Raw genomic sequence first — 26260 nt, 5'->3', positions numbered from 1 at the left:
GGGCTTATCAAGCCATGGATAAGAAGAAGCTGGTGCTGCTGGTCGTCGCTCTGCTCGTTGCAGCAGGTACGGCGTTTGCTGCCCGATCGCTGTTCACCGGTGCCTCGGCACCTCAGGCGGAAGCAGTGCCCGTCCAACCCAAGGGGCCCAAGGTCCTCGTTGCCCAGCGCGCGTTGCCGGTCGGTACGATCATCACTGCCGATTCCGTCTCGTTCCAGGACTGGCCGGAAGAACTCGTCAAGGACGCCTACTTCATCGATGGCGAAGCCGACATGACGAAACTGCTCGGCACCGTGGTGCGCTATCAGGTCACCGCCGGCCAGCCCCTGACCCAGGGCGCGCTCGTCGCGCCGGGTGACCGCGGGTTCCTCGCCGCCGCGCTCGGCCCGGGCATGCGCGCCGTTACCATTCCCGTTTCGGCCAAGACCGGCGTCGGCGGCTTCGTCTTCCCTGGCGACCATGTCGACCTCGTCCTGACCCAGCAGGTCAAGGGCGAAGGCGAGCCTCTGCGCACCGCTGAGACGATCCTGCGCAACATGCGCGTTCTCGCCACCGACCAGGCTACCGACAACGACGTGGTGGACGGCAAGACCGTTGTCCGCGCGTTCCGCACCGTCACGCTCGAGGTAACCCCGCGCATCGCCGAGAAGGTCGCGGTTGCCCAGGAGATCGGTGAGATCAGCCTGTCGCTGCGTTCCATCGCCGACAACCAGGCCGAGTTCGAACGCGCTCTGGCGGACGGCGACGTCAAGGTTCCCGAAGGCGCCACCAAGGAGCAGGAAGAGCAGCTCATGCGCCAGGCCATGAACAAGCCGATCGAGGGCAAGACCACGTATGTGACCGGCGGCGACGTCTCCCGGTTCCAGCGCTCCAGCCGCCCGGCGATGCCGAATGAAATCGGCCCCCGCCCGGCCATGACCGCCGCCTTCACGCAGCGCGCCTCCGGCCCGAGCCAGCCCGTCCGTAGCGGCCCCGTCGTCCGTGTCACCCGCGGCAAGGAAACCACCGAAGAAGTCGTGGGGAGCAAATGATGGCAACCGGCAACGCCAAACGTCTCTCCGCCGCCTGTTTCAACGCCTTTGAGGGCAAGTCTATGAAACCGCGCCTTATCAAGACCATGATGACCGCCGCCTGCGCGCTCTCGCCGCTGGCAGTCTCGGTCTCGGCCCCGGTCACCGCGCAGTCCGTGGTTCGTCCCACGCAGAACATCGATCTCTCGATCGGCAACGGCCAGCTGGTCAACGTGCCCGGTTCGATGACCGATGTCTTCGTGGCCAACGACCAGGTCGCCGATGTCCAGGTCAAGTCCCGCAGCCAGTTCTACGTCTTCGGCAAGGCGGGCGGCACCACCACCGTCTACGCCAGCGACTCCGGCGGCAGGGTGATCTGGTCCGGCACGATCCGCGTCGGGTCCAACCTCGACAGCGTCGACTCGATGCTGAACCTGGCAATGCCCGAGGCCAAGATCGGCGTATCGACGATGGGCTCGAACACCTTCCTGCTCACGGGCACGGTCAAGACGCCTGAAGACGCCTCCGAAGCCGAACGGCTGGTTCAGGCCTACGTCGGTGAACAGGCCAACGTCATCAGCCGTCTGCGCATGGCGACGCCGCTGCAGGTCAACCTGCAGGTGCGCATCGCCGAAGTCAGCCGCTCGATGATGAAGAACCTGAGCACCAACCTGACGACCATCGACGGCACCGGCGGCTTCAAGTTCGGCATCGGTCAGGGCCGTGCGGGCTTCTCGCCCTATTTCGCGCCCGGAATGCCGCTCGGCACGCAGTCCAACGGCGTCACGGTGACCTATCCCGACGGCACGACCGCCCCGGGTACCAGCGTTGCCCCGATCACTACCGGCAGCACACTGGCCGGGGCCGGCAAGCTGTTCGGCCTCAACATCCTCGGCGCTCTCGATGCGGGCGAGACGGTGGGCCTCGTTTCCACCCTCGCCCAGCCGAACCTCACCGCGCTCTCGGGGGAAACCGCGGAATTCCTCGCGGGCGGCGAATATCCGATCCCGATCAGCCAGGGCCTCGGTGCAACCTCGGTCGAGTACAAGAAGTACGGTGTCAGCCTCTCCTATACGCCGACGGTTCTCGCCAACGGCCGCATCTCGATGCGCGTCCGCCCCGAGGTCTCGGAGCTTTCGAGCCAGGGCTCGGTCAACCTCAACGGCTATGAAGTGCCCGCGCTTACCGTGCGCCGCACCGAAACCACGATCGAGCTCGGCTCCGGCCAGAGCTTCATGATCGCGGGCCTGCTGAGCAACAACACCTCGAACACCATCCAGAAGATGCCCGGCGCCGGCGACCTGCCGATCCTGGGATCGCTGTTCCGCTCAACCGGCTACCGCCGCGGCGAGACCGAGCTGGTGATCGTGGTGACGCCCTATCTCGTCAATCCGGTCAACGGCTCGCAGATCGCGCTGCCCACCGATGGCTTCAACTCGCCCAACGAGCTTCAGCGTCTGCTGGGCAATATGGAAAATGACGGCGTCAGCGGCGGCAAGCGTCCCGGGCCGACCCAGGCACCCTCGCCGGTGGATGGCCCGAGCGTCGGCAAGGCTGACATTCCCTCCAAGTCCAGATCGTCGCGCCGCGCTGCTGCCGACGACAGCGCCAAGCCCGGCTTCAGCCTGAAGTGAGAAAGGTGAAAACCATGCGTTCCTCCAAACCGGCACACGCTTTCCGCTTCGGCGGCGCCGCGCTCGCTATCTCGCTGGGCCTTGCCCTCTCCGGCTGCGGCGGCATTCCCACCAACCGGTCGATGTACTCGGTGCATCAGCCGGTGGTCGAAAAGGTCAGCTACACGCTCGACGTCACCACCAGCGGCAGCGGTCTCGCCTACGGCGAACAGGGCCGTCTCGCAGGCTGGTTCGACGCCATGGGCCTGAAGTACGGCGACAAGGTCTACGTCGACGATCCCAACGCGAACGCGGCCACGCACAACGCGGTCGAAGCCGTTGCCTCGCGCTATGGCATCCTGCTGGGCGGCGAACCGCCGCGCACTGGCGGATACCTTTCGCCGGGCACCGCCCGCATCGTGCTCGTGCGCAGCAAGGCTTCGGTGCCGAGCTGCCCGGACTGGTCGGCCAAGAGCGACTTCAATCCCAACAACGGGCTCACCAGCAACTACGGCTGCGCCACCAACACCAACCTCGCTGCAATGGTCGCCGATCCGGAAGACCTGCTGAACGGCGAGGACACCACCGGCTCGACGGTGTCGATGAGCTCGAACAAGGCGATCAGCGCCTACCGCAAGGCCGAGCCGACCGGCAACGGCAACACCGTTTCTCAAACCGGCAGCAAGAGCAACTAAGCCATGAACGCACCCTGGAAATCCGGCGGCGGAAACGGCCGCGATCAGTTCGCCGCCTATATCTGCGACGAGGCCTCGCTCGACGTCCTGCGCCCCGTGGCGATGGAAATGGGCTGGCAGCCCGAGAAGTGCAACAAGGGCGGCCTGCGCAACGCCGTCCAGTCGCTATCGATCACGGCGAGCCCCAACATCCTGCTCGTCGACCTGTCCGAAAGCGGCGATCCGCTCAACGACATCAACGCGCTGGCGGAAGTCTGCGAACCCGGCACGATCGTGGTCGCCGTAGGGCAGGTCAACGACGTGCGCCTCTACCGCGACTTGCTCGCCAGCGGCATCCACGACTACCTGCTGAAGCCGCTTTCGCCCGGTCAGCTGCGGGACTCGCTCTCGCAGGCGCAGGCCGTCTTCGCCTCGCCCAAGAACCACGATGCGAGCGCAGCCAAGGAGCACATCTCCACGGCCGTGATCGGGACGCGCGGCGGCACGGGTGCTTCCACGCTGGCGACCTCGCTGGCATGGCTGTTCAGCGCCGATGACAAGCTGTCGACCGCGCTGCTCGACCTCGACATCCACTTCGGGACCGGAGCCCTGTGCCTCGATCTCGAACCGGGCCGCGGTCTTACCGACGCCATCGAGAACCCGAGCCGCATCGACGGTCTGTTCATCGAGCGCGCCATGATCCGCGCGAACGACAATCTGTCGATCCTGTCTGCAGAAGCGCCGATCAATTCGCCGCTGATGACCGACGGCACCGCCTTCATCCAGCTGGAAGAAGAGTTCCGTCAGGCGTTCGACATGACGGTCATCGACATGCCGCGCAACATGCTGATCAACTTCCCGCAGCTGATGGGCGACGTGAACGTCGTGGTTCTGGCAGCGGAACTGACTCTCGCCTCTGCGCGAGACACCATCCGCATGCTTTCCTGGCTCAAGGCCAATGCACCGCAGGCCCGCGTGATCGTGGTCGCCAACAAGGTGCAGGCGAACCTTGCCGAGATCAGCCGCTCCGATTTCGAGGCCTCGATCGAGACCGACATCGACGTGCTGATCCCCTACGACATCAAGGCCGCGTCGATGGCCGCCAAGCTGGGCCAGACGTTCGTCGACGCCAACCGTTCGAGCAAGGCCGCCGGCGCGATGCGCGACCTGGCACGCAAGGTATCCGAGCGCGAGGCCGACGCCAGCGCATCCGGCAAGAAATCGCTGCTCGGCAAGCTCGACTTCAAGTCGATGATGTCCAAGGCGAAGAAGGCGGAACCGGCGGAATAAGGGACGTTTCGGAGAGGTTCGTCCTCTCCGGACGCCACCGGCGCCGCGGACGTAAAGGCACAGGAAGCAGATGAACATTCTTCAGTTGATTCTGGTGGCGGCGGGCCTGATGAGCGTCATGGTGCTCGTCTGGACGGCGTTCTCCGGTCCATCCGCAGCGAAGGAATCGTCACGTCGTCTGCGGGCCGTGCGCTTTCGTCACTCGGAAAGCACCAAGGACCGCGTCGAGGCGCAGATGCGCAAGGCGATTGCCGCGCGCAAACCCCGGCTCAAGACCATTGCCGGCTCCAGCTCGCGCATGGAAGCCCTCGCCCTGCGCCTGCACCGCACGGGCATGTCCTGGTCCATCACCCAGTACTTCTACGCCTCGCTGGGTCTGGCCGCGTTCATCACCATCATTTTCTACCTGAAGTCCGGCGCGCCATTCCTGTCGCTGGCTGTCGGCCTCGCTGTCGGTGTTGGGTTGCCGCACATGGTGGTCAATCATTTCATCAAGCGGCGCAACAACCAGTTCACCGTGAAGTTCGCGGATGCCATCGATCTTCTCGTGCGCGGCCTGCGCTCAGGTCTTCCGGTCACGGAGACGCTGGGCGTTGTCGCCCAGGAAGTGCCGGGACCGGTCGGCGAGGAATTCAAGCTGGTTACCGAACGCATCAAGATCGGCAAGACCATGGAGGATGCCCTTCAGGAAACCGCTGACCGCCTCGCGATGCCCGAATTCAACTTCTTCTGCATCACTCTGGCCATCCAGCGCGAGACCGGCGGCAACCTTGCCGAGACGCTTGCCAACTTGGGCGACGTGCTGCGCAAGCGGGCGCAGATGAAGCTAAAGATCCGGGCAATGAGCTCGGAATCGAAGGCCTCGGCCTACATCGTGGGCTCCCTGCCCTTCATCGTGTTCGGCATGATCTGGTGGATCAACCCCGGCTACATCGGCGATTTCTTCGTGGACGAGCGCCTGATCGTGGCCGGTCTGGGCGGCATGGTGTGGATGGGCATCGGCGTGTTCATCATGGCCAAGATGGTCAGCTTCGAGATCTGACCGGGGGAAGGCAAGCAACATGTTCGAACAGCAGGCAGGCCCCACTCTTCTCGGCTTCGACGTCGTTCTCGTCGCAACTGTGCTCGCGCTCGTCGCGGCCGGCGCGATGGTTCTGGCGATCTATGCCGCGGTTACGGTCACCGACCCGATGGCCAAGCGCGTCAAGGCGCTCAACCAGCGCCGCGAAGCGCTCAAGGCCGGCATCACCACCACCGCGCGCAAGCGCCAGAGCGTGGTTCGCCGCAACGATACGACTGACCGCATCGGCAGCTTCCTCGGCGCTTTCAAGATGCTGCAGGACAGCCAGATCCATACGATCCAGCAGAAGCTGGCGCAGGCCGGCATCCGCAACAAGGAATGGGCCGTCGCTGTCGTTTTCGCGCGCCTCGTCGCGCCGATCCTGCTGGGCGGCCTGGGCGCGCTCGTGATCTACTGGATCGACTATTTTCCGGAATGGAGCACCCTGAAGAAGTTCATGGCCTTCGCCGCAACGGTGGGCGCCGGCTACAAGGGCCCGGATATTTTCATCCAGAACATGGTCAACAAGCGCACCGACGCGATCCGCAAGGGTCTGCCCGACGCGCTCGACCTGTTGGTGATCTGCGCCGAGGCGGGCCTGACCGTCGACGCCGCCTTCGAGCGCGTCGCCCGCGAACTGGGCCGCGCCTATCCGGAACTGGGCGACGAATTCTCGCTGACCTCGATCGAACTGTCGTTCCTCACCGAGCGCCGGAAAGCCTTCGAGAACCTCGCCTGGCGCGTCAATCTCGACGCGGTCAAGGGCGTGGTCACGACCATGATCCAGACCGAACGCTACGGCACCCCGCTTGCCTCCGCGCTGCGCGTGCTCTCGGCCGAATTCCGCAACGAGCGCATGATGCGCGCCGAGGAAAAGGCGGCTCGCCTGCCTGCGATCATGACAGTGCCGCTGATCCTGTTCATCCTGCCGACGCTGTTCATCGTCATTCTCGGTCCGGCAGCCTGCTCGATCTCGGATGCCTTCTCCGGCGGCGACCCGCACCCGCCGAAGGCGAACTGAGACCGGTTCCTGAATCCCCGGCCGGGCCACCTCTCCCAGCGAGAGAGGCCCGGCCGAGCAAATTTCTAACTTCGCCCACTCCAACACTGGCAACTTTTCAAAAACCCATGCAATCGCAGCCGCTTGCAGGCCGCGTAACTTCACACCCGCAATCGCCGCGAACGTCCCGCTTTCACCGTTTCAAAGAGCCCGGCCAGACAGATGCCGCTCGCAGTGTGGCGACAACCCGGCGAGTAGGAAAATCAGGAATTTCAAGCGCGGCGTTGCATGCGTCACGCGCTGCCTTCTGTTCGTTTAGCGTGTCGACACAGCAGCGGGGCCCTTGCGGCTTTCCAGCGAGGCCAGGGCATCGCCATCGGTCGACACAGGCTTTTCGAGCACGCTGAAGGATGCGTCGTTTTCGAGGATGACGTAGGCGACCTGCGACATTTCGGAGAGGCCTTGGTCACGCACCGCGGCCAGCACTTCGCTACGGGACACGCGTTCTTTGCGCATCTGGTCGTCGTGATAACCGGCGCTGCTGTAAAGGATGGTCGGGCTCGCCTCGACCGCGTCGGCCACCAGCCGCGAGCGCCTGACCCAGATGGTGAGAATCATCTGCAGCCCCAGCAGCATGCCGATCGCCAGCACACCGCGCGCTACCGAGACGTCTTCGAGAATGATGGTCGACCCGGTCATCGAGCCGAGCGCGACCGTCACGATCCAGTCGAAATTGTTCATCTGCGATGTCGAGCGCTTGCCGGCAATGCGGACGAACAGGATGACGAGCAGATAGACGAGCGGTGCAGCGACCACTACCTTGACCAGCGGACCGATATTCTGCGGGACGATGTAGGAAAGCAGATCCTGAAGCGTCATGACGGCACCTCGCCGCCCTGATCGATGCGGTAGTCAATCGGCTTGAAGGCACCTCCGTTGCTGGCATAGGCCGAGCACGCGGTCAGGCCGATCACCAGATCCTCTTGCGCGCGCAGCACGATGCGGTCCCCGGGCCGGCTAGGCGGCGGCAACACCTCGATCGAGCCGTCGCCATGGACGGGCACATTCATGAAGCAATTGAAGGCGACAGGGATCTGATCCTCGGTGATCCCCCAGGACGCCAGCGCCTCGGCGAGATTGCCGAAGCAGCCGCGGTGAACCGGCTTGTCGGGATAGAAATGGCGAAAGGTGTCCTTGCTGCACGGTGTCAGCAGAAAATCGTGCCGCCCCACCGTGTCCTCCTCAATGGTCAGCAGGACCCGCGAACGGTTCGACCACAGACGGTTGCCGGTGGTCAGCGCGATCGTCTCCTCGTAATCGAACGTGCGCCCATTGGAGATGACCTCGCGCACATCGTCGGCGGCGAAAGCGAGCAGATCGGAAACCTGCGTGCCTTCCGGATCGATGACGGTCAGCGCCGCCCCTTTCGGCAGAGTAAAAGCCACTCCCGTTCGCGGCGCGATCCGCGTCGTCTGCGTATCGCACGTCTGCATGTCATTCCTTGTCATTGTCGGTCCTCTTGTCCCGGAACGGGCATTGCCAGTCGTCTTCCTCCACCATGCGGCCGGAGTACTGCAGCGCCTCGCTGGATTCGCCATGGCGGGCCAGCATGGGATTGATCGATCCCGCCAGCGCCTCGTCCCGCTTTAGAATGGTGGAACGGATCGATTCATATTTCTTCTGTTCGCGCAGCTGCTCGAACTGGTCGTGCAGATTGAACACCAGCACCGGCTTGTGAAACCGCCGCGCGGGTCTGCTGGCGTGGGGATGCATCCCCACCACGAAGAAAGCCTCCCCGCCGAAGCTCAGCGAGAAATGTGGATCTTCGGGATCGGAACTGACGCCGGGATCGTATTTCTGCTCGAGCCAGGCGTCCTTGTCGGCCAGAGACTGAATGCGCTCCCACATCGCCGCCTCGAAGGCCTTTTCATCCAGATCATCGGGCCCGTCGAAAACGAAGGCGATGGACCGGAAGAGGCCGGGGTCCTTGCGGTAGGCAAAGGCCCAGTCGAGCAACTGGCGGTGGATCCGCACATCGTCCCAGCCGCTGGTAATCGAACGGCATGCGTGCACTTGCAGCGTTCCGCGGCCCAGCGCGCTCTTAGCCCCGACACAGGGAAAGTCATCCTTGCGGATGAACTCTTCGAATTGTCGAATAGTCTCGGGTATCTGCTCGGGTTGTTCGCTCACGCCCCATCCTTGCTGTTCAGCGCTTGTGATCTGCTGGCTAGAAAACGGGCGCCGCGACAGGCAGTTCCCAAACACGCTTGGCCGCGACGAACCGAGCTTCAGTTATGTTCACTTGAATACAGTTGTCAGGTTGCCGTCAGCTCTGCGAGCCAATCTGACTTCGCAGGGTGACACTGTCGGGGGCAACGACGGAGGAGCTTGAAATTATGATTTCGAAAGCAGCAAAAGTCCGCATTCTCGCCGGCGCAACCCTTGCCCTCTCGCTGGTCGCGAGCCCTGCCCTTGCCGGCCCCGGCGGCGGTATGGGTGGCGGTATGGGTGGCGGTATGGGCGCCATGGGTGGATCCATGGGCGGCGGCACGATGATGGGGTCGTCTTCGGACACGGGCTCGATGGACCGCATCCGTGCCTGGGACCGCAGCCGCAATCAGGCCCGTGAAATGCGCCAGGAACGCAAGCGCATCCAGAACCAGACGCAATCGGGCGACCAGACCCGCTCCCGCACTATGAGCAAGGCACAGAACCGGACTCAGGACATGGGCGCCAGCGCAGCAGCTAACCCCGGCAGTTGACCGCTGGTCTGGTAGCACCCCTGCCCCTCCCCGGCCCCGGCCCCGGCCGCGGGAGGGGTTTTTCTGTTGAAGCGAAGCCGCCTAGTCCTTCTCGCCGAAGATGCGGCAGGCGACGGCATCGAGCCGCGCGATAATATCCGGATCGCGCGCATCCGGCGCCGTGATGAAGGCATGCTCCAGCGCCATGTCGATCGGGCTGGGTTCGCGCAGCCCCTGCAGTTGCAGCGCCATCGCGCCCATGGTGTCGCGCGCGGTGCGGGCATTGGCATGGAGGACGGCGAGGACATCGGTCACTTCCACCCCGGCCTCTTCCTCGCGCCAGCAGTCGTAGTCGGTGACCATCGCCAGCAGTGCGTATGGCAGTTCGGCCTCGCGCGCGAGGCGCACTTCGGGCATCGCCGTCATGCCGATCACGTCCGCACCCCACGCCTGATACATGCGGCTTTCGGCGCGAGTGGAGAACTGCGGACCTTCAATGGCCACGTAGCAGCCCCCGCGATGCACGGTGCCGCCAGCCTGTCGGGCCGAGGCGGCAAGCGCGGCGGAGAGCCGCGGGCAGACCGGATCGGCAAGGCTGACATGGGCGACAAGGCCCGGTCCAAAGAAGCTGTTCTCGCGCGAATGGGTACGGTCGATGAACTGGTCCACGGTCACGAACTGGCCGGGCACCAGCTCCTCACGCAGCGATCCCACCGCCGAGAGCGACACCAGATCGGTGACGCCGCAGCGCTTGAGCACGTCGATATTGGCGCGGTAGTTCACCTGCGAGGGCGGAATGCGATGCCCTGCCCCGTGGCGCGCCAGAAAGGTGAAACGCACGCCGTTGAGCCGGCCGGTAATCACCGGGCCAGAGGGCTCGCCGAAGGGGCTGGAGACGGCAATCTCCTGTGCGTCTTCCAGATCGATGCCCGCGGCCAGCCCGGAGCCGCCGATCACCCCGATGTGCCAGTAGCTGCTTTTCTCAGCGCGCAAGGATACCTGCCATGATGATGTCTATGGTGTGTTCGCGGTAGCGGTCGCGCAGTTCCTCGGTCAACGTGTCCTGATCGAAGCAGTGCTTGAGCACGAGACGCGTGGAGAAGAACCGGTCCACCGCGCCGGTCACCGTGAAGTAGAAAAGTTGCGGATCGATTTCACGGAACACGCCCGCCTTCACGCCTTCGCCGATGAGCTGCTCGTAGGCACGGTAGATCGGTGAGAGGTAGCATTCGGCGATGCGGCGCGCCTCGGCATCGTCGCTCTCGCGGATCACGCGCATCGTCAGGCGGTTGAGATAGGGCACCGCGTAAAAGGTATCGACGACCTTCCACAAGTGGCGGCGCAGCTTGTCTTCCGGGTTCCACTCGTCCTTGGCCACCAAGGCATCGACGCTGGTAACGATGGCCTGCCAGTCGCGCTCGAGCAAGGCCTTGAGCAGACCCGCCTTGTTGCCGAAATAGTACTTCACCAGCGCCGAATTGAGGCCGGAGCGCAGCGACAGCTCCGACAGCGAAATGTCGATCACGTCGCCTTCGCGCATGATCGCGCTGGCCGTATCCAGCAACAGTTCACGCGCACCGGGAGGGGCGGCCAGTCCAGCCGTGCCCCCCGCCTGCGTCGTGTTGCGACCCGCCATGGCCGCTCTTACTTCGGCCCCATGCGGATCGCACCGTCGAGGCGGACCGACTCGCCGTTGATGTAGTCATGCTCGACCATGAAGAGAGCGAGCTTGGCATATTCCTCGGGCTTGCCCAGGCGCTTGGGGAACGGAACCATCTCGGCCAACGCGTCCTGCACCTGCTGCGGCATGCCCGCCATCATCGGCGTTTCGAAGATGCCCGGCAGGATCGTGTTCACGCGAATGCCGTTGGCCATGAGATCGCGCGCAACCGGCAGCGTCATCGCCAGCACGCCGCCCTTCGAGGCGGCATAGGCGGCCTGACCGATCTGGCCATCCTGCGCCGCGACCGAAGCGGTGTTGACGATCGCGCCGCGCGAGCCGGCTTCGTCCACCGGATCGAGCGCTGCCATGCCTGCGGCCGACTTGCTGATGCAGCGGAAGGTGCCGACGAGGTTGATGGCAATGGCTTTCTCGAACAGGCCCATGTCATGCGCCTTGGGCTCGCCGGTCTCGCGATTCCTGCCGACGGTCTTCGAGGCCGGAGCGATACCGGCACAGTTGACGAGCACGCGCTCCTGCCCGTGCGCCGCGCGCGCCTTGGCGAAGCCGGCATCGACGCTGGCATCGTCGGTCACGTTGACCTCGCAGAAGACACCGCCGATTTCCTTGGCCATCGCCTCGCCCGCCTCGGCATTGAGGTCGAAGATCGCAACCTTCACGCCCTGCGCCGCGAGCGCGCGGGCAGTCGCGGCGCCAAGTCCGGAGGCAGCGCCGGTCACGACGGCGGCAACGGAGCTATCAAGCTTCATGTTCGTTTTTCCTTTCCTGAACGCTTGCGCAGGCTTTCACGCAAGCAACGGCGCCGGACGGTGCCGACCGATAAATTTAAGCGCACGGTTAAGAGCCCGGACCGCAACGGTCAATGCAGCAGGCCGCGCTTGCCGCCGCCACGCAACAGGATTTCACTGCAGCGATGCGAAGCGCAATTTTCAGCCGGGTTAATGCTCATCTGCCACATCTCCATTGCGCCTGAAAACGCTGGGATTCTGCGGGACGACGCAGGCAATGGCATTACCGCCCCGACACACTGTTGCAATTAAAACACAACCCGAAAGTCATTTTGCGCAATGCGGCAAATTGGATTGAAAGCGGCTTTCCGTAGCGCAACAAGATCGCCCCATGGCAGCAAAGCACCGACAGGCGCACCGCTGCTGGCATCCGGGTCGCTCATCAGGAATGGTCACTCACTTGGTGGGCGAACGAAAGCAACAAGGGACACCAACGTGAACACACTTCTCAAAAAGGCCGCATTGCGGGGCGCTACTTGCGTTGCTGCTTTCGCGATCGGCACCACCGGTGCCTACGCACAGGAAGCAGCTGCTGACGCGGCCGCATCGGAAGGCGGCGACGCGATTGTCGTTACCGGCACTCGCATCGTTAACCCCAACCTCGTGACGTCCAGCCCGATCGGCGTCGTGGGTGAAGAAGAAATCAACCTGCGCCAGGCCACCAACGCCGAAGAACTCATCGGCGAACTTCCGGGTGTCGCTCCGGGCATCAACGCCAGCGTCAACAACGGCAGCGGCGGTACCGCGACGTTCAACCTTCGCGGTCTCGGCGACAACCGCAACCTGGTGCTCCTCGACGGCCAGCGCATCGTTCCCGCCGACCTCGACGGCGTCACCGACCTTAACAACATCCCCGTCGCTCTCGTCGAGCGCGTCGAGATCGTTACTGGCGGTGCTTCTTCGGTGTACGGTGCAGACGCCGTTACCGGTGTTGTCAACTTCGTCACCAAGAAGGACTTCTCGGGCGTCGACGTCACCAGCTCGTTCGGCACGACCGAACGTGGCGACGGCCAGCGCTTCCGCACCGACGTCACCGTCGGCGGCAACTTCGACGATGGCCGCGGCAACGCGGTGCTGTCGGTCGGTTACCAGTCCATCGATCCGGTTCTCCAGGGCGATCGTGCGATCTCCAGAGATACCCTGTTCGTCGGCGGTCAGTCGATCGGTTCGGGCACTACCGTTCCGACCCGCCTGAACGGCGATCAGTACGATCCGGAAACCGGAGCCCTGGTCGATCAGTACAACAGCTTCAACTTCGCTCCCTTCAACTACTTCCAGACCCCGCTCGAGCGTTTCAATGCGTTTGCATCGGCACACTACGAAGTTGCTGACGGCATCGAAGTCTACTCCAAGGCCATGTTCAACAAGACGACCGTGAGCCTCCAGCTTGCACCGTCCGGCCTGTTCGGTGACACCTACCAGATGCCGCTGAACAACGCATATCTGACGCCCCAGATCCAGGCTCAGCTCTGCGCTGACAACGAGATTGCCGACTGCGCCGGCGCCATTGCGAACGGCACGGAAGTCCCGACGATCATCAACCGTCGTCTGGTCGAGCAGGGCAACCGTCAGACCGACTACACCACGAACATGTTCCAGATCTGGACCGGTGTTCGCGGCCAGGTCACCGACCTGATCAGTTTCGACGTGTTCGGCAGCTACGGCGAGTCGGACAAGGCCGAGACCAACATCAACTGGGGTCTGAAGTCGCGCGTCCAGCAGGCGCTGCGCACCACCGATGCCGACACTTGCGTCGACTCGTCGAACAACTGCTATCCGATCAACCTGTTCGGTGATGGTCAGTCGATCGATCCGCGCTCGGTCGCGTTCTTCAGCGCTCCGGCCCTGTCGACCGTCAAGACCTCGCTGTCGGTCGTCAACGCGACCTTCTCGGGCGACCTGACCGAAAGCGGCTTCCTGTGGGCAGACACCCCGATCGGCTTCGCCGTCGGTGGTGAATACCGCAAGTACACCGCCTCGCAGCAGTCCGACGCGGCCAGCGCCACGCAGGACGAAGTCCTTGGCACTGGTGCTCCGGCGCCGAGCTTCACTGGCGGCTACGACGTGTACGAAGCCTACGGCGAGCTGCTCGTTCCCGTGGTCGAAGACGCTCCGGGCATTTACAACCTCTCGCTCGAAGCAGGTGTGCGGTACTCGAAGTACTCGACCGCAGGCAGCACCTGGACGTGGAAGGCTGGTGGTACCTGGGAAGTCGCGCAGGGTTATGCCGTTCGCGGTATCTACCAGCGTGCCGTTCGCGCGCCGAACATCTTCGAGCTGTACAATCCCGTCACAACGGGTCTGTCCAACCTTGCGACCGATCCCTGCGCCGGCTCGAACCCGGTTGGCAATGCTGCCTTGACCGCGATCTGTATCGCTCAGGGCGCTCCGGCAAACTCGATCGGCTCGATCCCGCAGCCTTCGGCTGGTCAGGTCAACGCCACCAGCGGCGGCAACCTGGACCTCGGTCCGGAGAAGGCCAACTCGTACACCATCGGCGTGATCCTCACCCCGCCGCAGGTGCCGGGCCTGTCGTTCACGGCTGACTACTACAACATCAAGGTCACCGACGCGATCACGGTCCCGACTCCGGGTGACATCCTCGATCCGTGCTACGACGATGGCAATGCAGACGCATGCGCTCTCGTTGGTCGTAACCCGCTCAACGGTTCGCTCAACGGCGGCGGTGACACCCCGGGCCTGATCCTGCAGCGCACCAATCAGGGCACGCTGATCTCCTCGGGTGTCGATGTTCGCCTGAACTACCGCCAGCCGACCAGCTTCGGTCACGTGGGCTTCTCGTTCAACGGCAACTGGACGGACGAGTACAAGTTCCAGGCCTCGCCGACGTCCGACATGCGTGAGTGCGTCGGTCAGTACGGTACGAACTGCGACCCGATCGTTCCCGAATGGAGCTTCAACGTCCGCGGTACCGTCGGCTTCGGCGATGCTGGCGAACTGTCGCTGCTGTGGCGTTGGATGGACGGTGTTCAGTACGAAGACCGTGCTGCCGAGCTTGCTCTTCCCGACGACGACCGGTCGATCCTGGACGAGTACATGACGATCCCGTCGTACAGCTACTTCGACCTGACCTACCGCGTGCAGCCGACCGAGAACATCGGCGTCACGCTCTCGGTCTTCAACCTGCTCGACAAGAAGCCGCCGAACGTGAGCTCGTACATCGGCTCGACCACGTATAACTCGGGTAACACCTACCCGACGACCTACGACGTTCTTGGTCGCAGCTTCATGGTTACGACGAACGTGAGCTTCTGATCACATTCGATCGATAACGCAAAAGGAGGTGGCGATGCCTGGGCATCGCCACCTTTTTTGTTGCCCGAGTGCAGAAGAGCCGATCAACATATGGAAATAAATCGCATCGCCCCCTGACAGGCGAACCGGAAGTAGGGTAAGCTCCCGCTAGACGCCTGAATGGTTCACAAATTTACACCAAGGATTCTCATGCCTTCCTTCCTCTTCTTCGTCGCCGCATTGGCTGCCGGTCCGGCTGCCGCCTCCGACACCCCGCAGTCCACCGACGCCACCGATACATTGCACTCCGCCGACAAAGGTGAAGTCGACCCGAAATCGGAAGTGAAGTGTAAGCGCCTATCGGTCACCGGTTCGCGCGTGCGGCGCATCAAGGTCTGCAAGACGATTGCTGAATGGGAAAGCGAGGAAGAGCTCAATCGCTCTGCCGCCAAGAACACGATCGACCGCGGCAACACCTGGGGCGTTGGCTCGCCCGGCTCCTGAAATCGAACGCCCAATGGCGCACCCGTGCGGTGCACAGTTTTGGGCCAACAGGCACAAACCACACGGTTCTTTCCTCTGTCCATAGTGCAGGGTAAGGTCCGTCCGGGCGCCTCGGCGTTCGGCAAGTCACAACAAGGCTAGGCGAGGCCAGACAATGAAGAGGATGTTCCTTCCCCCCTTCACCGCTATGACGGTGGCAGCTGCTGCGATGGCCCTGAATAGTCCCGCAGCGGCCAAGGACGAAAACGGTCAGAACCATGATCTCCCGCAGGTCCTCTCGAAGCTCGCCGAATGCCGTGCGCTTGCCGACGATGCCGAGCGCCTCGCCTGTTACGATCGCGAATCCGGAAGCCTGATAAGCGCTGCCGACAAGGGCGAAGTGAAGGTCATCGACAAGGCAGAGGCCAAGGAGATGCGCCGCTCGCTGTTCGGTTTCTCGCTCCCCAAAATCGCCCTGTTCGGCGGAGATGAAGCATCCGACGACATCATGCAAACGACGATCACCGATGTGAGTACTGTCAACGGCAAGTATCGACTGACGATCGCCGAAGGTGCCACCTGGCAGCTTACCGAGAACCCCTATTACCTGCGCCGCCCCAAAGCAGGCGATCAGGTCGAGTTCAAGAAGGCGACTTTCGGGTCCTATTTCGTGCGGATCAATCGTCAGACCGGCGTTAAAGGCTACCGCGTAAACTGAATCGTTCCCGGCATGCGGGGCGCGAAGGACGATGGCAATGGTGGCATGACCTGGGAAGTGGTCGACAAGTTCGAGTTCCAGGGCGGCACAGAGCTTGCCAGCATTTTCGAGTGGGCCGACTAAGCGCTGGCTATCAAAACAAAAAAGAAGGGGCGGCACCTCGCGGTTCCGCCCCGTTCGTTTGGCTGAAGCGACAGGCCTCTGCCCCCGCTTCAATCTGTCCTAGCTGACAACGAAGGCCAGCGCCCCGTCGCCGTCGTCGATCTTCACCGTCGAGCCGTCGGGCACTTCGCCGGCGAGCAGCTTTTCGGCCAGCGGGTCCTGCAGGTAGCGCTGGACCGCGCGCTTCAATGGCCTTGCGCCGTAGACCGGATCGTAGCCCACCCGGCCCAGCCAGCGCTTGGCGGCGTCGGTCAGTTCGAGCACGATCTTGCGATCCTTGAGCAGCTTCTGCACCCGCTCGATCTGGATCTCCACGATCGGACCCATGTGCTCCTGGCCAAGGCGATGGAACAGCACGATCTCGTCGAGACGGTTGAGGAACTCGGGGCGGAAGTGCGCCTTGACGACGTCCATCACCTGGGGCTCGACACTTTCGACGTCCTGCCCTTCCTCGAGGTTCGAGAGATACTGGCTGCCGAGGTTGCTGGTCAGGATGATCAGCGTGTTGGTGAAGTCCACCTGGCGCCCCTGTCCGTCGGTCAGACGGCCGTCGTCGAGCACTTGCAGCAGCACGTTGAACACATCGCTGTGCGCCTTTTCCACCTCGTCGAACAGCACGACCTGATAGGGCCGGCGCCGCACCGCTTCGGTCAGCACGCCGCCTTCCTCGTAGCCGACATAGCCCGGAGGCGCGCCGATCAGGCGGGCGACCGCGTGCTTTTCCATGAACTCGCTCATGTCGATGCGCACCATCGCGGTGTCGTCGTCGAACAGGAAGCTCGCGAGCGCCTTGGTCAGCTCGGTCTTGCCGACGCCCGTGGGGCCGAGGAACAGGAACGAGCCGAGCGGCCGGTTCGGGTCCTGCAGACCGGCGCGGGCACGGCGCACCGCCTTGGAAACGGCTTCCACCGCATCCTTCTGGCCGATCACGCGCTGGCCGAGGACTTCTTCCATCTTCAGCAGCTTCTCGCGCTCACCCTCGAGCATCTTGTCGACGGGCACGCCGGTCCAGCGGCTGACGACACCGGCGATGTCGTCCTCGGTCACTTCCTCGCGCAGCAGGGCATTGCCCGACTGTTCCTGCGCTTCGACAAGCTGCTTTTCGAGCTTGGGGATCGTGCCGTAGGACAGCTCACCCGCGCGGGCGAGGTCGCCCGAACGCTGTGCCTGTTCCAGTTCGATGCGCGCCTGGTCGAGCTGCTCCTTGATCTTGCCTTCGGCAGCGATCTTGTCGCGCTCGTTCTGCCAGCGCGTGGTAAGCTCGCTCGACTGCTGTTCAAGGTTCGCGAGTTCGTCGCGCAGCGTCGCGAGGCGATCCTTCGAAGCGTCGTCGCTCTCCTTGGCGAGCGCCGATTCCTCGATCTTGAGCTGGATGATGCGGCGGTCGAGGCCTTCGATTTCCTCGGGCTTGCTTTCCACTTCCATGCGGATGCGGCTGGCGGCCTCGTCCATGAGGTCGATCGCCTTGTCGGGCAGGAAGCGGTTGGTGATATAGCGGTTGGAGAGCGTCGCGGCAGCCACGATCGCGCTGTCGGTGATGCGCACACCGTGGTGCAGCTCGTACTTCTCCTTGAGCCCGCGCAGGATCGAGATCGTATCCTCGACGGTCGGCTCATCGACGAAGATCGGCTGGAAACGGCGCTGCAGCGCGGCGTCCTTCTCGACATACTTCTGGTACTCGTCGAGCGTGGTCGCGCCGATGCAGTGCAGCTCGCCACGTGCCAGCGCAGGCTTGAGCAGGTTCCCGGCATCCATCGAGCCTTCGGAAGCGCCCGCGCCGATCAGCGTGTGCATCTCGTCGATGAACAGGATGATGTGGCCCTCGGCGCCCTTCACTTCGTCGAGAACCGCCTTGAGGCGTTCCTCGAACTCGCCGCGGTACTTGGCGCCCGCGATCAGCGAACCCATGTCGAGCGCCATGAGCTGGCGGTCCTTCAGGCTGTCGGGCACGTCGCCATTGGCGATGCGCAGTGCGAGGCCTTCGGCGATGGCGGTCTTGCCGACGCCGGGATCGCCGATGAGCACCGGGTTGTTCTTGGTGCGGCGCGCCAGGATCTGCACGGTGCGGCGGATTTCCTCATCACGGCCGATGACCGGATCGAGCTTGCCGTCCTTCGCCGCCTGCGTGAGGTCGCGCGCGTACTTCTTCATCGCGTCGTAGGCTTCTTCTGCGGAAGCGGTGTCGGCGGTGCGGCCGCCGCGCAGTTCGGTGATCGCGGCTTCGAGCGACTCGGCCGTGATGTTACCCGCCTTGAGCGCCTGCCCGGCCGGGGTCGTGGTGGCGAGCACCAGCGCCAGCAGCAGCCGTTCGACGGTAACATAGCTGTCGCCCGACTTGGTCGCAGCCTGCTCGGCAGCATCGAGCACACGCACGGCATCGTTATCGAGCCCCGGCGAGGCCTGCGCGCCGCTGCCCGACACCGACGGCACCTTGGCGAGCGCCTTGTCGAGTTCCTCGGTCGTATATTCGGGATTGCCGCCCGCGCGCTTGATCAGCCCCGCGGCCATGCCTTCGGGATCGTCGAGCAGCGCCTTGAGCACATGCTCGGGGCTGATGCGCTGGTGGTTCAAGCGGATCGCGACGGTCTGTGCCGCCTGCAGGAAACCCTTGGCGCGGTCGGTGAACTTTTCGAGATTCATGGTGTGTGATGCCTCCTGACCCCGATGATATAGTGTTGCATTTTTGCAACACAAGAGCCTCTCCGATGATTTTTGTCTCTAGCACCGGGAAGGCCGGAATGTTTTGATTCTGCACAAGGATACGAACGATTTGTGACCGTCCGCCCCTCGCCGCGTCCAAGATGGGCACAGACCTGCGCTTTGCCAATCCTGCATGTCGCCACGGCGCTAATCGACAGCGCTGTCGCCTAAAGGTCTTGGCGCCCTGCCCGGCTTTCCCTAGCCTCACGCGCAACACCGACAGTAACGGGAAGAGGTAGACAGACGTGGCGAAATTCACCCCCGAACAGGCAGCGGACGTCCTGGCGATCAAGCAGGCCATCTACGAATGGGGCGACGAGCTGGACATCAACAACGGGTTGTCGATGCGCAAGGCGGACTGCCTGGCCGAAGATGTGCAGTATTTCGTGGGCGGTGAATGGCGCGACGGCCTTACGGCGGTCGAAGCGTTCTACAAGGGCCGCGCCGAGGCCATGGAAGCCGGCGCCGGGCTGATGACCATGCGCCACATCATCTCCTCGCTGCGCGTCTCCTTCGACGACGCGGACCACGCCAAGGTGGGCTACCTGCTGGTCTTTTTCGCGACCGTGAAGGATCTCGACAAGTACTGCGATCCGCTGGCCGTTGCCGACGTGAAGATGGAATGCCGCCGCGATTCCGACGGCGAATGGCGCATCACCCGCTTCGACAGCGGCCAGATCTTCAAGCGCGGATAAGTCGCGATTGTCGGGGTGGGCCGCACCCACCCCGCACATCTCAAAGGCCGTCGAGGCCCTTGCTGACCAGGATGTTCACGGCAACGCGGCGGTTCTGCGCCTTGCCTTCCACTGTATCGTTGCTCGCCAGCGGATCGGCTTCGGCCATACCGGTGGGCGTGAGCATGCGGTAGGGCTTCCAGCCGCAGGCCTGCTGCAGATAGTTGACCACGCGGCCCGCGCGCTTCTCGCTGAGCTTCTGGTTGTATTCGAGGCTGCCCGTGGAATCGGTGTAGCCGACCACCAGCAGCAGCGCGTTGTCCATGCTCTCGGCCTGCGATGCCGCGGCGCACAGCGCCTGCTTGCCCTGCGGGGAGAGCACGGCCTTGCCCGTGTCGAAGTTCACGTTCGTCGTGCCCTTGATGTTGTACTTGTCGATGTCGCCCATGCGGCCGCGCAGCGCCTCGGTTGCCGCGGTCTGCTCGGCGAAGCGCTGATCGGTGCCGTTGTGGATCATGGCCGCGGTCTTGAAGTCGTCGTTGCGGAACTTGATCTCGCTGGCGAACAGGTCTTCGCCTGATTGCAGCGTCTTCACGCTGACCGGCAGGCCATTGAGCAGCGACGTCGCCGCGCGCTCCTTGCTAGCGAGGCCGAGGAAACCGCCGCGCCCCTTGATCTGGGTATCGTCGGTGATGGTGATCACGGCGCTGGTTCCGTCGGTGCTCGTCACCCGCATCTTGTCACCGCTACGCGCCGAGATGATGCCTTCGACCTCGGGCCCTTCGGTCATCTCCGCCGGATCGACCGGACGCGCGCCATAGACGGTCGCAGCGACGCCCGTGTCGGCGGACGGGTCCAGTTCCTGCGCGGAGACGCCAGCCGATGCCGGCAAGGCCGCAGCGCCAAGCAGGAAAAGCAGCTTTGGCCGCAGGGATGTGACACGCATGAATTTACTCCTTCAGATTGTACCAGCCGCCCCGGCCATTCCGCGCCACGTCATGCGACATCCACGGTGACCGCCCTTCCGACTGGCGAAAACTCTTTACCCCTCATTGCTCACGGCACCACCCAGGAAGCAGCACCTGCATGCGAGGGACCTCCTGCCTGTTCAGCCAGACCTGTCCTGCAGATGAACGCATGCGAAGCCACCGTTCACGGGACAGGCAACGCGAGCCCATCGCGCGGCGAACCGTTTCACGCGGGTCCGGACGAGCCGCGCAATCCGCCTGGTGGCCTCCCACAGCCCTTTCCGCAGACTGCCTGCAGGCTTGAGCGGAGTGGCCCGCAGCTTTGCCGCTTCACCACCGATGTAGCGGAAGACGTATCGCCGATGCCCGCACGCGCCGATCCGGCCCAGGCCATGCCGAGCGTTCCGCCGGCCAGTCCAAAGAGCCCTGCCGCGCTTGCCTCGCGCCGTCCGAAACGCGTGTCGAAACCTGCCATTGCAACCCCTCCCTCCAAACCAGGCGTGACGGTTGCACGGCGCTTCCGGCACCGAAACCCGAAGCGCCGCAGTCCCCGCTTGCGGCGGGCCATGCGTTTGCTAGAGCATGGTCCATGCGCATCCCCTCCATGCCGAGCGCCACCGCTCTCGCCGCCGCCCTTCTCCTTTCCCTTGGCACTGCCACGCCCGTAGCCACGCTGGCCAAGGCGCCCAATGCCGGGACGGCAACGACGGCACCCGCAGCCGCCTCGCTGCAGGATCTCGTCGCCAAGGTCGACATTCCCTACGAGAAGTTCGTCCTCGAAAACGGCCTGACGACGCTGATCCACACCGACCGCAAGTCTCCGATCGTCGGCGTCACGCTCTACTACAAGGTCGGCTCCAAGAACGAGCCGCGCGGCCGCACCGGCTTTGCCCACCTATACGAACACCTGTTCTTCGGTGGCTCGGCCAATGTGCCCAACTTCGACATTCCGCTCGAAGCCGCCGGTTCCACCTCGACCAATGGCTCCACTTGGTACGACCGCACCAACTACATCGAGACGGTCCCCACCGGCGCGCTCGATCTGGCCCTGTTCATGGAAAGCGACCGCATGGGCCACCTGCTGCCCGCAGTCACGCAGGACAAGCTCGATAAGCAGCGCGGCGTCGTCCAGAACGAGAAGCGACAGGGCGACAACCAGCCCTACGGCCTGTTCGATTATGTACAGAGCGAAGGCCTCCTGCCCCTCGGCCATCCCTATCGCCATTCCACCATCGGCTCGATGGCCGACCTCGACGCCGCGACGCTGACCGACGTGCGCCAATGGTTCACCGACCACTACGGCTCCAACAATGTCGTGCTCGTCCTCTCGGGCGACATCGACGCGGCGACTGCCCGCCCCAAGGTTGAAAAGTGGTTCGGCGACATTCCGCGCGGGCCGGACATCCATCCGGTCGCGGCCGATCCGGTCACGCTCGCCGCGCCGGTATCGCGCGACATCCACGATCAGGTCCCGGTGCTGCGCCTCACCCGCAACTGGACCGCGCCGGGCCTCAACGATGCCGATACGCCCGCGCTCAAGATCGGCATGCACATCCTCGGCGGCCTTGCCAGCTCGCGGCTCGACAACGCGCTGGTACGCGGCAAGGAACTGGCCGTTTCCGTCTCCGCCTACGATCAGGTGTTCCAGCAGCTCGGCTTCCTGTCGATGTCGATGGACGTGAAGCCCGGCGTCGACCGCGCGGAGGCCGCAAAGGCCTTCGACACGGTTCTGGCCGACTACCTGCGCCAAGGCCCCACCGAGGATGAAGTGCGCCGCGCCGTCACCAGCATGCTCTCGGGCGAGATCGGCGGCCTCGAACGCGTCGGCGGCTTTTCCGGCAAGGGTGCCACTCTGGCCGAGGGCGAAGTCTATTCGGACGATCCGGCACACTACAAGAAGGACCTGGCCGCCATGGCGGCGCTGACCCCGGCCAAGGTCAAGGCCGCGCTCAACAAGTGGCTGTCGCGCCCGGTCTATGCCCTCAACGTCGTCCCCGGTGAGCGTACCGAGAGCGGCGACGGCATGGGCGGCTGGGGCGACGAGGCGGAACGCCCTGCTCCGCAGGCCGATCCGCATGCGGAAGCCGCGCCGTTGCCCCCCGCACCCAAGCGCGAAGCTCCGCCGGTGCAGCCGGTGAAGGCAATGCAGTTCCCGCAAATCGAACGCACCACGCTTTCGAACGGCATTCCCGTAGTGCTGGCGCGCCGTACCGCCGTGCCCAAGCTGGTGATGACGATCGACTTCGACGCCGGCTATGCCGCCGACGCACTCGACACGCCGGGTACGCAGGGCCTCATGCTCTCGATGCTCGATGAAGGCACGACGACGCTCAACGCCACGCAGATCGCCGAAGCGCAGGAGCGGCTCGGCGCCCGCATCGGCACCGACGGCTCGCTCGACACCAGTACGGTCACGCTGAGCGCGCTGAGCGACAATCTCGCCCCCTCGCTGGCGCTGACGGCCGACCTGATCCTGCACCCGGCCTTTGCCGAAAGCGACTTCGTGCGGGTGAAGGCGCAGACCGAGGCGGCTCTGGCGCAGGCGCTCTCGACCCCGCGCAGCCTCGCCGCGCGCACGCTGGAAGCGCAGGTCTACGGTGCACACCCCTATGCCCAGCCGCTCGACGGCCTCGGCAATGCGGAATCGCTGGCAGCACTGACCCCGGCAGACATGCGCGCCGCGCACGACAAGTGGCTGCGTCCCGATCTCGCGCGCATCAGCGTGGTCGGCGATGTCACCATGGACAAACTCAAGCCGCTGCTGGAGCAGGCCTTCGGCGGGTGGAAAGCCCCTGACACCCCGGCCCCGGTCAAGCCGATCGATGCGGCGACGACGCCTGCCGCCGGCAATCGTATCGTGCTGATCGACCGGCCCAATTCGCCGCAGTCGGTGGTGATGGCCGGCCGCGTGCTGCCGATCACCGGCAAGACCCCGGGCAAGGAACCGCTGATCCTCGCCAACAATGTGCTCGGCGGCGATTTCCTCTCGCGCCTCAACCTCGACATCCGCGAGGAAAAAGGCTGGAGCTACGGCGTGCGCACCTCGGTCGACCAGCCGGTCGGCCCGCGCATGCTCGAAGTAAGCGCCCCGGTTCAGGCCGACCGCACCGGTGACACGATCAAGGCGATCATGGATGACATGGCGGCCTTCCCCGCCTCGCAGCCGGTCAGCGACGAGGAACTCCAGCGCGTCACCGACGGTGCGATCCGCGGCATGCCCAACCAGTTCGAGACAAACGCCTCGGTTCTCTCCGGCATCCGCAAGAACGACCAGCTGGGCCGGCCCGAGGACTACTACGCGCAGCTTGCGAGCATCTACCGCGCCGTCGATGCCAAGACCATCGGTGCAGCGGCAACCGAATACCTGCAGCCGACCGGCCTGACGTTCGTCGTCGTGGGAGATCGCAAGATCGTCGAACCGCAGTTGAAAGACCTCGGCATTCCAGTCGAAGTGCGCGCGGCGCCCGCGAGCGCCGACGAAGGATCGGAACAGGAGTAAGCCAGATGTCCGTTGCAGGAAGCTATGACTGCGTGACCAAGACCCCGATGGGGCCGCAGAAGGGCGTGCTGACCATCGTGCCGGGCGAAGGCGATACCTTCACCGGCAACATCACCGGAGACCTCGGCTCGATGGACATCGAGCATGGCACGGTGAGCGGCAACACGCTGACCTGGCAGATGAAGATGACCATGCCGATGCCGATGGACCTCGACTGCACCGCCACCGTGGATGGCGATGCCCTCACCGGCAAAGTGAAGGCCGGGATGTTCGGGACGATGGACCTGACGGGAACGCGGAAAAACTGAGGTTTTTCGGTCTCGTCAGCCTTGAAGACACCCCCTGATATCAAAAGCTTGTCGAGACATTCGTTCAATAATAATACCACCCCCGAAAGCACCCTCCCCGGTCGATTCGAAGGACGGGCTTTCGGGGGAAACAGATATTGCCACATGACTGGATGCGGTACGCGATTGTCGCGGCCGTTAGTGTTGCAAGCGGCACGCTGACTACGCCGTCCACGGCGCAGCCGGTGGACAAGCCTGCGTTGGCCGCTGGTGCACCTGCCCCCGTAGACTGCGAACTGCACGTCTGGCCGTCGAGCGGTTTGCGTTCGACCTACTTCGGATGGTTCCACGGCGGAATCGTGGATGGCGCCGTTCAGGGGCGAGACGGCTACCGCAAACTTCCCGAAACGCCGCTCGATCCGGAACGTCAGGCCGAAATTCTGAAGTCCCTCCCTCTGGCCGATCTTCTGAAGCTGCCGGGATATCGCGCAGTGATCCACAAGAATGCGCCGGACAGCCGAGTCGTCCGCAGGGCACAGGGCCGCCTCACCGATGAAGGCACCGCCTGCTACGCCGAACTGGTGGTCGACGACGTCTTTTTCCAGGAAGACATCGTCACCGGAAAATACCTCAAGACGCTCTACCGGTTTCGTGCATTCGAGGGCGACGCTCCCGCCCGCCGGTTCGGCGCCTACAGCCAAGTTAAACTGCTCCACTTCCCGCCCACAGGTCCCGAAGACGCCGAGGCTGCGCTGGAAGAACTGGGCAAGGCCTATGCGGACGCAGTCGGGGAATTCGGCAAGGCACTCAACAAACCAGCCGGAAAGAAGCGGGGCAAGTGACCCCTTGTCATGGAGGCAAAATGAAAACTCGTATCGTAGCCATGGCGGCAATATGCCTTGGCGCAGCCATGCCGTTGCAGGCGCAGACGGCGGAAGAGGGAGAGGACGTAACGGCCCCGGCTGATGTAGCCGCGGACGTCGCGCCGTCCGCCGAAGAGGAGGTCGCTGACTCCACAGAGGAACCCGGTCGCGCGCTTGCTCCCGACGCTCCCGATGGGTGTGAACTGCACATCTGGCCGGCAGAGCGCATGATCTCGATCACGACCGGCCTGCTGGGCGGTGGATTGCTCGATGTCGCCCTCCACGCAGGCACTGACACCAACAACAAGACGCTGCTAGCCAGTGCGCTGGACAGCCCCAGCCAGCTCGACGCACTGCTCTCGCTCGACCTGCGCGAGGAACTGCAGCTCAGCCCCGGCACGACCTATGTCGTCCACGAAGAGCCGCTTGAGCGCAAGACGATGAACAAGGTGAAGACCCGCCGCTCGGATTCCACGGCGAGCTGCTATTCCGAGCTGATCGTCGCCGACGTATTCTACCAGAAGGCCGCCATCTACGGCCGCTCGCTCAAGACGCTGTTCATGGTCCGCAAATTTGGCGAGGATCAGAAGATTGACTTCGAATACAAGGCGTGGGGCGGCAACGGCCTCAAGCTGTTCCCGCCAAAGGAAGGCGAAGACACGATCGCCGCGCTCGACGAGCTCGTCGGCGTGTTCAAGAAGAACTTCCAGGAATATGCCAACAACGAACGCACGAGCGCCGGGATGAAGCGCCGCTGATGGAAGCGCCCCCGGGCCAGTTCCGGGGGCTCTGCC

23 protein-coding genes are annotated in these 26260 nt (G+C 63.9%); 15 read left to right on the top strand and 8 right to left on the bottom strand.

The features are described from left to right. Window positions 1-14 precede the first annotated feature (14 nt). The 6 genes from cpaB to IEX64_RS02250 all read left to right on the top strand — a co-directional run bounded on the left by cpaB (window position 15) and on the right by IEX64_RS02250 (window position 6668). On the top strand, window positions 15-1031 hold the full coding sequence (gene cpaB / locus IEX64_RS02275; protein ID WP_188817856.1) for a Flp pilus assembly protein CpaB: 1017 nt from the start codon (window positions 15-17) through the stop codon (window positions 1029-1031). After that, window positions 1031-2644 (top strand): type II and III secretion system protein family protein, encoded by a 1614-nt coding sequence (locus tag IEX64_RS02270; RefSeq protein WP_229710022.1) that lies wholly within the window; start codon window positions 1031-1033, stop codon window positions 2642-2644. The genes cpaB and IEX64_RS02270 overlap by 1 nt, the downstream gene beginning before the upstream one ends. Before the next feature lie 14 nt (window positions 2645-2658). Then, window positions 2659-3318 (top strand): CpaD family pilus assembly protein, encoded by a 660-nt coding sequence (locus tag IEX64_RS02265; protein ID WP_188817854.1) that lies wholly within the window; start codon window positions 2659-2661, stop codon window positions 3316-3318. A gap of 3 nt (window positions 3319-3321) precedes the next feature. After that, window positions 3322-4587, top strand: coding sequence for a P-loop NTPase family protein (locus tag IEX64_RS02260; RefSeq protein WP_188817852.1), 1266 nt, complete (start codon window positions 3322-3324; stop codon window positions 4585-4587). Window positions 4588-4657: 70 nt separating this feature from the next. Beyond that, on the top strand, window positions 4658-5629 hold the full coding sequence (locus IEX64_RS02255; protein ID WP_188817850.1) for a type II secretion system F family protein: 972 nt from the start codon (window positions 4658-4660) through the stop codon (window positions 5627-5629). Between the two features lie 19 nt (window positions 5630-5648). Next, a complete protein-coding gene (locus IEX64_RS02250; RefSeq protein ID WP_188817848.1) occupies window positions 5649-6668 on the top strand; it encodes a type II secretion system F family protein in 1020 nt (339 codons plus the stop codon). 294 nt (window positions 6669-6962) lie between these two features. Here IEX64_RS02250 and IEX64_RS02245 read toward each other — a convergent pair whose 3' ends face one another. Genes IEX64_RS02245 through gntA form a run of 3 tightly spaced genes read right to left on the bottom strand, consistent with a single transcriptional unit; the run spans window position 6963 to window position 8837 of the window. Beyond that, on the bottom strand, window positions 6963-7526 hold the full coding sequence (locus IEX64_RS02245) for a DUF421 domain-containing protein (protein ID WP_188817846.1): 564 nt from the start codon (window positions 7524-7526) through the stop codon (window positions 6963-6965). Then, window positions 7523-8155, bottom strand: coding sequence for a DUF1989 domain-containing protein (locus IEX64_RS02240; protein ID WP_229710021.1), 633 nt, complete (start codon window positions 8153-8155; stop codon window positions 7523-7525). The genes IEX64_RS02245 and IEX64_RS02240 overlap by 4 nt, the downstream gene beginning before the upstream one ends. After that, window positions 8142-8837, bottom strand: coding sequence for a guanitoxin biosynthesis heme-dependent pre-guanitoxin N-hydroxylase GntA (gntA, locus tag IEX64_RS02235; RefSeq protein ID WP_188817844.1), 696 nt, complete (start codon window positions 8835-8837; stop codon window positions 8142-8144). The genes IEX64_RS02240 and gntA overlap by 14 nt, the downstream gene beginning before the upstream one ends. A 206-nt stretch (window positions 8838-9043) precedes the next feature. On the opposite strand from gntA, the gene IEX64_RS02230 reads away from it, so the two are divergent. Next, a complete protein-coding gene (locus IEX64_RS02230) occupies window positions 9044-9409 on the top strand; it encodes a hypothetical protein (protein ID WP_188817842.1) in 366 nt (121 codons plus the stop codon). An 81-nt stretch (window positions 9410-9490) separates the two neighbouring features. On the opposite strand, the gene mtnP is transcribed toward IEX64_RS02230, so the two are convergent. From mtnP to IEX64_RS02215, 3 genes are read right to left on the bottom strand one after another with little or no spacing between them, the layout of a single operon-like run. Next, a complete protein-coding gene (gene mtnP, locus IEX64_RS02225; RefSeq protein WP_188817840.1) occupies window positions 9491-10381 on the bottom strand; it encodes an S-methyl-5'-thioadenosine phosphorylase in 891 nt (296 codons plus the stop codon). After that, the gene (locus IEX64_RS02220; protein WP_188817838.1) at window positions 10371-11024 is read right to left on the bottom strand and encodes a TetR family transcriptional regulator; all 654 of its coding nucleotides are present in this window, start codon (window positions 11022-11024) and stop codon (window positions 10371-10373) included. The genes mtnP and IEX64_RS02220 overlap by 11 nt, the downstream gene beginning before the upstream one ends. A gap of 8 nt (window positions 11025-11032) precedes the next feature. Next, entirely contained in the window at window positions 11033-11818 is a 786-nt protein-coding gene (locus IEX64_RS02215; protein WP_188817836.1) for an SDR family oxidoreductase, read from the bottom strand. 474 nt (window positions 11819-12292) lie between these two features. On the opposite strand from IEX64_RS02215, the gene IEX64_RS02210 reads away from it, so the two are divergent. The 3 genes from IEX64_RS02210 to IEX64_RS02200 all read left to right on the top strand — a co-directional run bounded on the left by IEX64_RS02210 (window position 12293) and on the right by IEX64_RS02200 (window position 16313). Further along, window positions 12293-15133, top strand: coding sequence for a TonB-dependent receptor plug domain-containing protein (locus tag IEX64_RS02210; protein WP_229710020.1), 2841 nt, complete (start codon window positions 12293-12295; stop codon window positions 15131-15133). Window positions 15134-15322: 189 nt separating this feature from the next. Further along, complete coding sequence (locus IEX64_RS02205; RefSeq protein WP_188817832.1) at window positions 15323-15616, top strand: hypothetical protein; 294 nt, start codon at window positions 15323-15325, stop codon at window positions 15614-15616. Window positions 15617-15770: 154 nt separating this feature from the next. Further along, window positions 15771-16313 carry a hypothetical protein gene (locus IEX64_RS02200; RefSeq protein ID WP_188817830.1) on the top strand — a complete coding sequence of 181 codons (543 nt, stop codon included), beginning with the start codon at window positions 15771-15773 and terminating at the stop codon, window positions 16311-16313. Between the two features lie 222 nt (window positions 16314-16535). On the opposite strand, the gene clpB is transcribed toward IEX64_RS02200, so the two are convergent. Then, window positions 16536-19115, bottom strand: coding sequence for an ATP-dependent chaperone ClpB (clpB, locus tag IEX64_RS02195; RefSeq protein WP_188817828.1), 2580 nt, complete (start codon window positions 19113-19115; stop codon window positions 16536-16538). A 305-nt stretch (window positions 19116-19420) separates the two neighbouring features. Here clpB and IEX64_RS02190 point away from each other — a divergent pair, with 305 nt between their 5' ends. Then, window positions 19421-19870, top strand: coding sequence for a nuclear transport factor 2 family protein (locus tag IEX64_RS02190; protein ID WP_188817826.1), 450 nt, complete (start codon window positions 19421-19423; stop codon window positions 19868-19870). 40 nt (window positions 19871-19910) lie between these two features. On the opposite strand, the gene IEX64_RS02185 is transcribed toward IEX64_RS02190, so the two are convergent. Next, a complete protein-coding gene (locus IEX64_RS02185) occupies window positions 19911-20795 on the bottom strand; it encodes an OmpA family protein (protein ID WP_188817823.1) in 885 nt (294 codons plus the stop codon). A 611-nt stretch (window positions 20796-21406) separates the two neighbouring features. Between IEX64_RS02185 and IEX64_RS02180 the strand changes: the two genes are divergently transcribed. The 4 genes from IEX64_RS02180 to IEX64_RS02165 all read left to right on the top strand — a co-directional run bounded on the left by IEX64_RS02180 (window position 21407) and on the right by IEX64_RS02165 (window position 26224). Next, window positions 21407-24316 carry a M16 family metallopeptidase gene (locus tag IEX64_RS02180; protein WP_188817820.1) on the top strand — a complete coding sequence of 970 codons (2910 nt, stop codon included), beginning with the start codon at window positions 21407-21409 and terminating at the stop codon, window positions 24314-24316. A 5-nt stretch (window positions 24317-24321) separates the two neighbouring features. Next, a complete protein-coding gene (locus IEX64_RS02175) occupies window positions 24322-24624 on the top strand; it encodes a hypothetical protein (protein ID WP_188817818.1) in 303 nt (100 codons plus the stop codon). 137 nt (window positions 24625-24761) lie between these two features. Next, on the top strand, window positions 24762-25445 hold the full coding sequence (locus IEX64_RS02170; RefSeq protein WP_188817816.1) for a hypothetical protein: 684 nt from the start codon (window positions 24762-24764) through the stop codon (window positions 25443-25445). A gap of 20 nt (window positions 25446-25465) precedes the next feature. Continuing rightward, entirely contained in the window at window positions 25466-26224 is a 759-nt protein-coding gene (locus tag IEX64_RS02165; RefSeq protein WP_188817814.1) for a hypothetical protein, read from the top strand. Window positions 26225-26260 lie beyond the last annotated feature (36 nt).

The sequence above is a fragment of the Novosphingobium indicum genome, from assembly GCF_014645195.1.
GTDB lineage: Bacteria > Pseudomonadota > Alphaproteobacteria > Sphingomonadales > Sphingomonadaceae > Novosphingobium > Novosphingobium indicum.
Note: the sequence above shows the minus strand (reverse complement) of the source record. Positions and strands in the feature narration are given on the sequence as shown.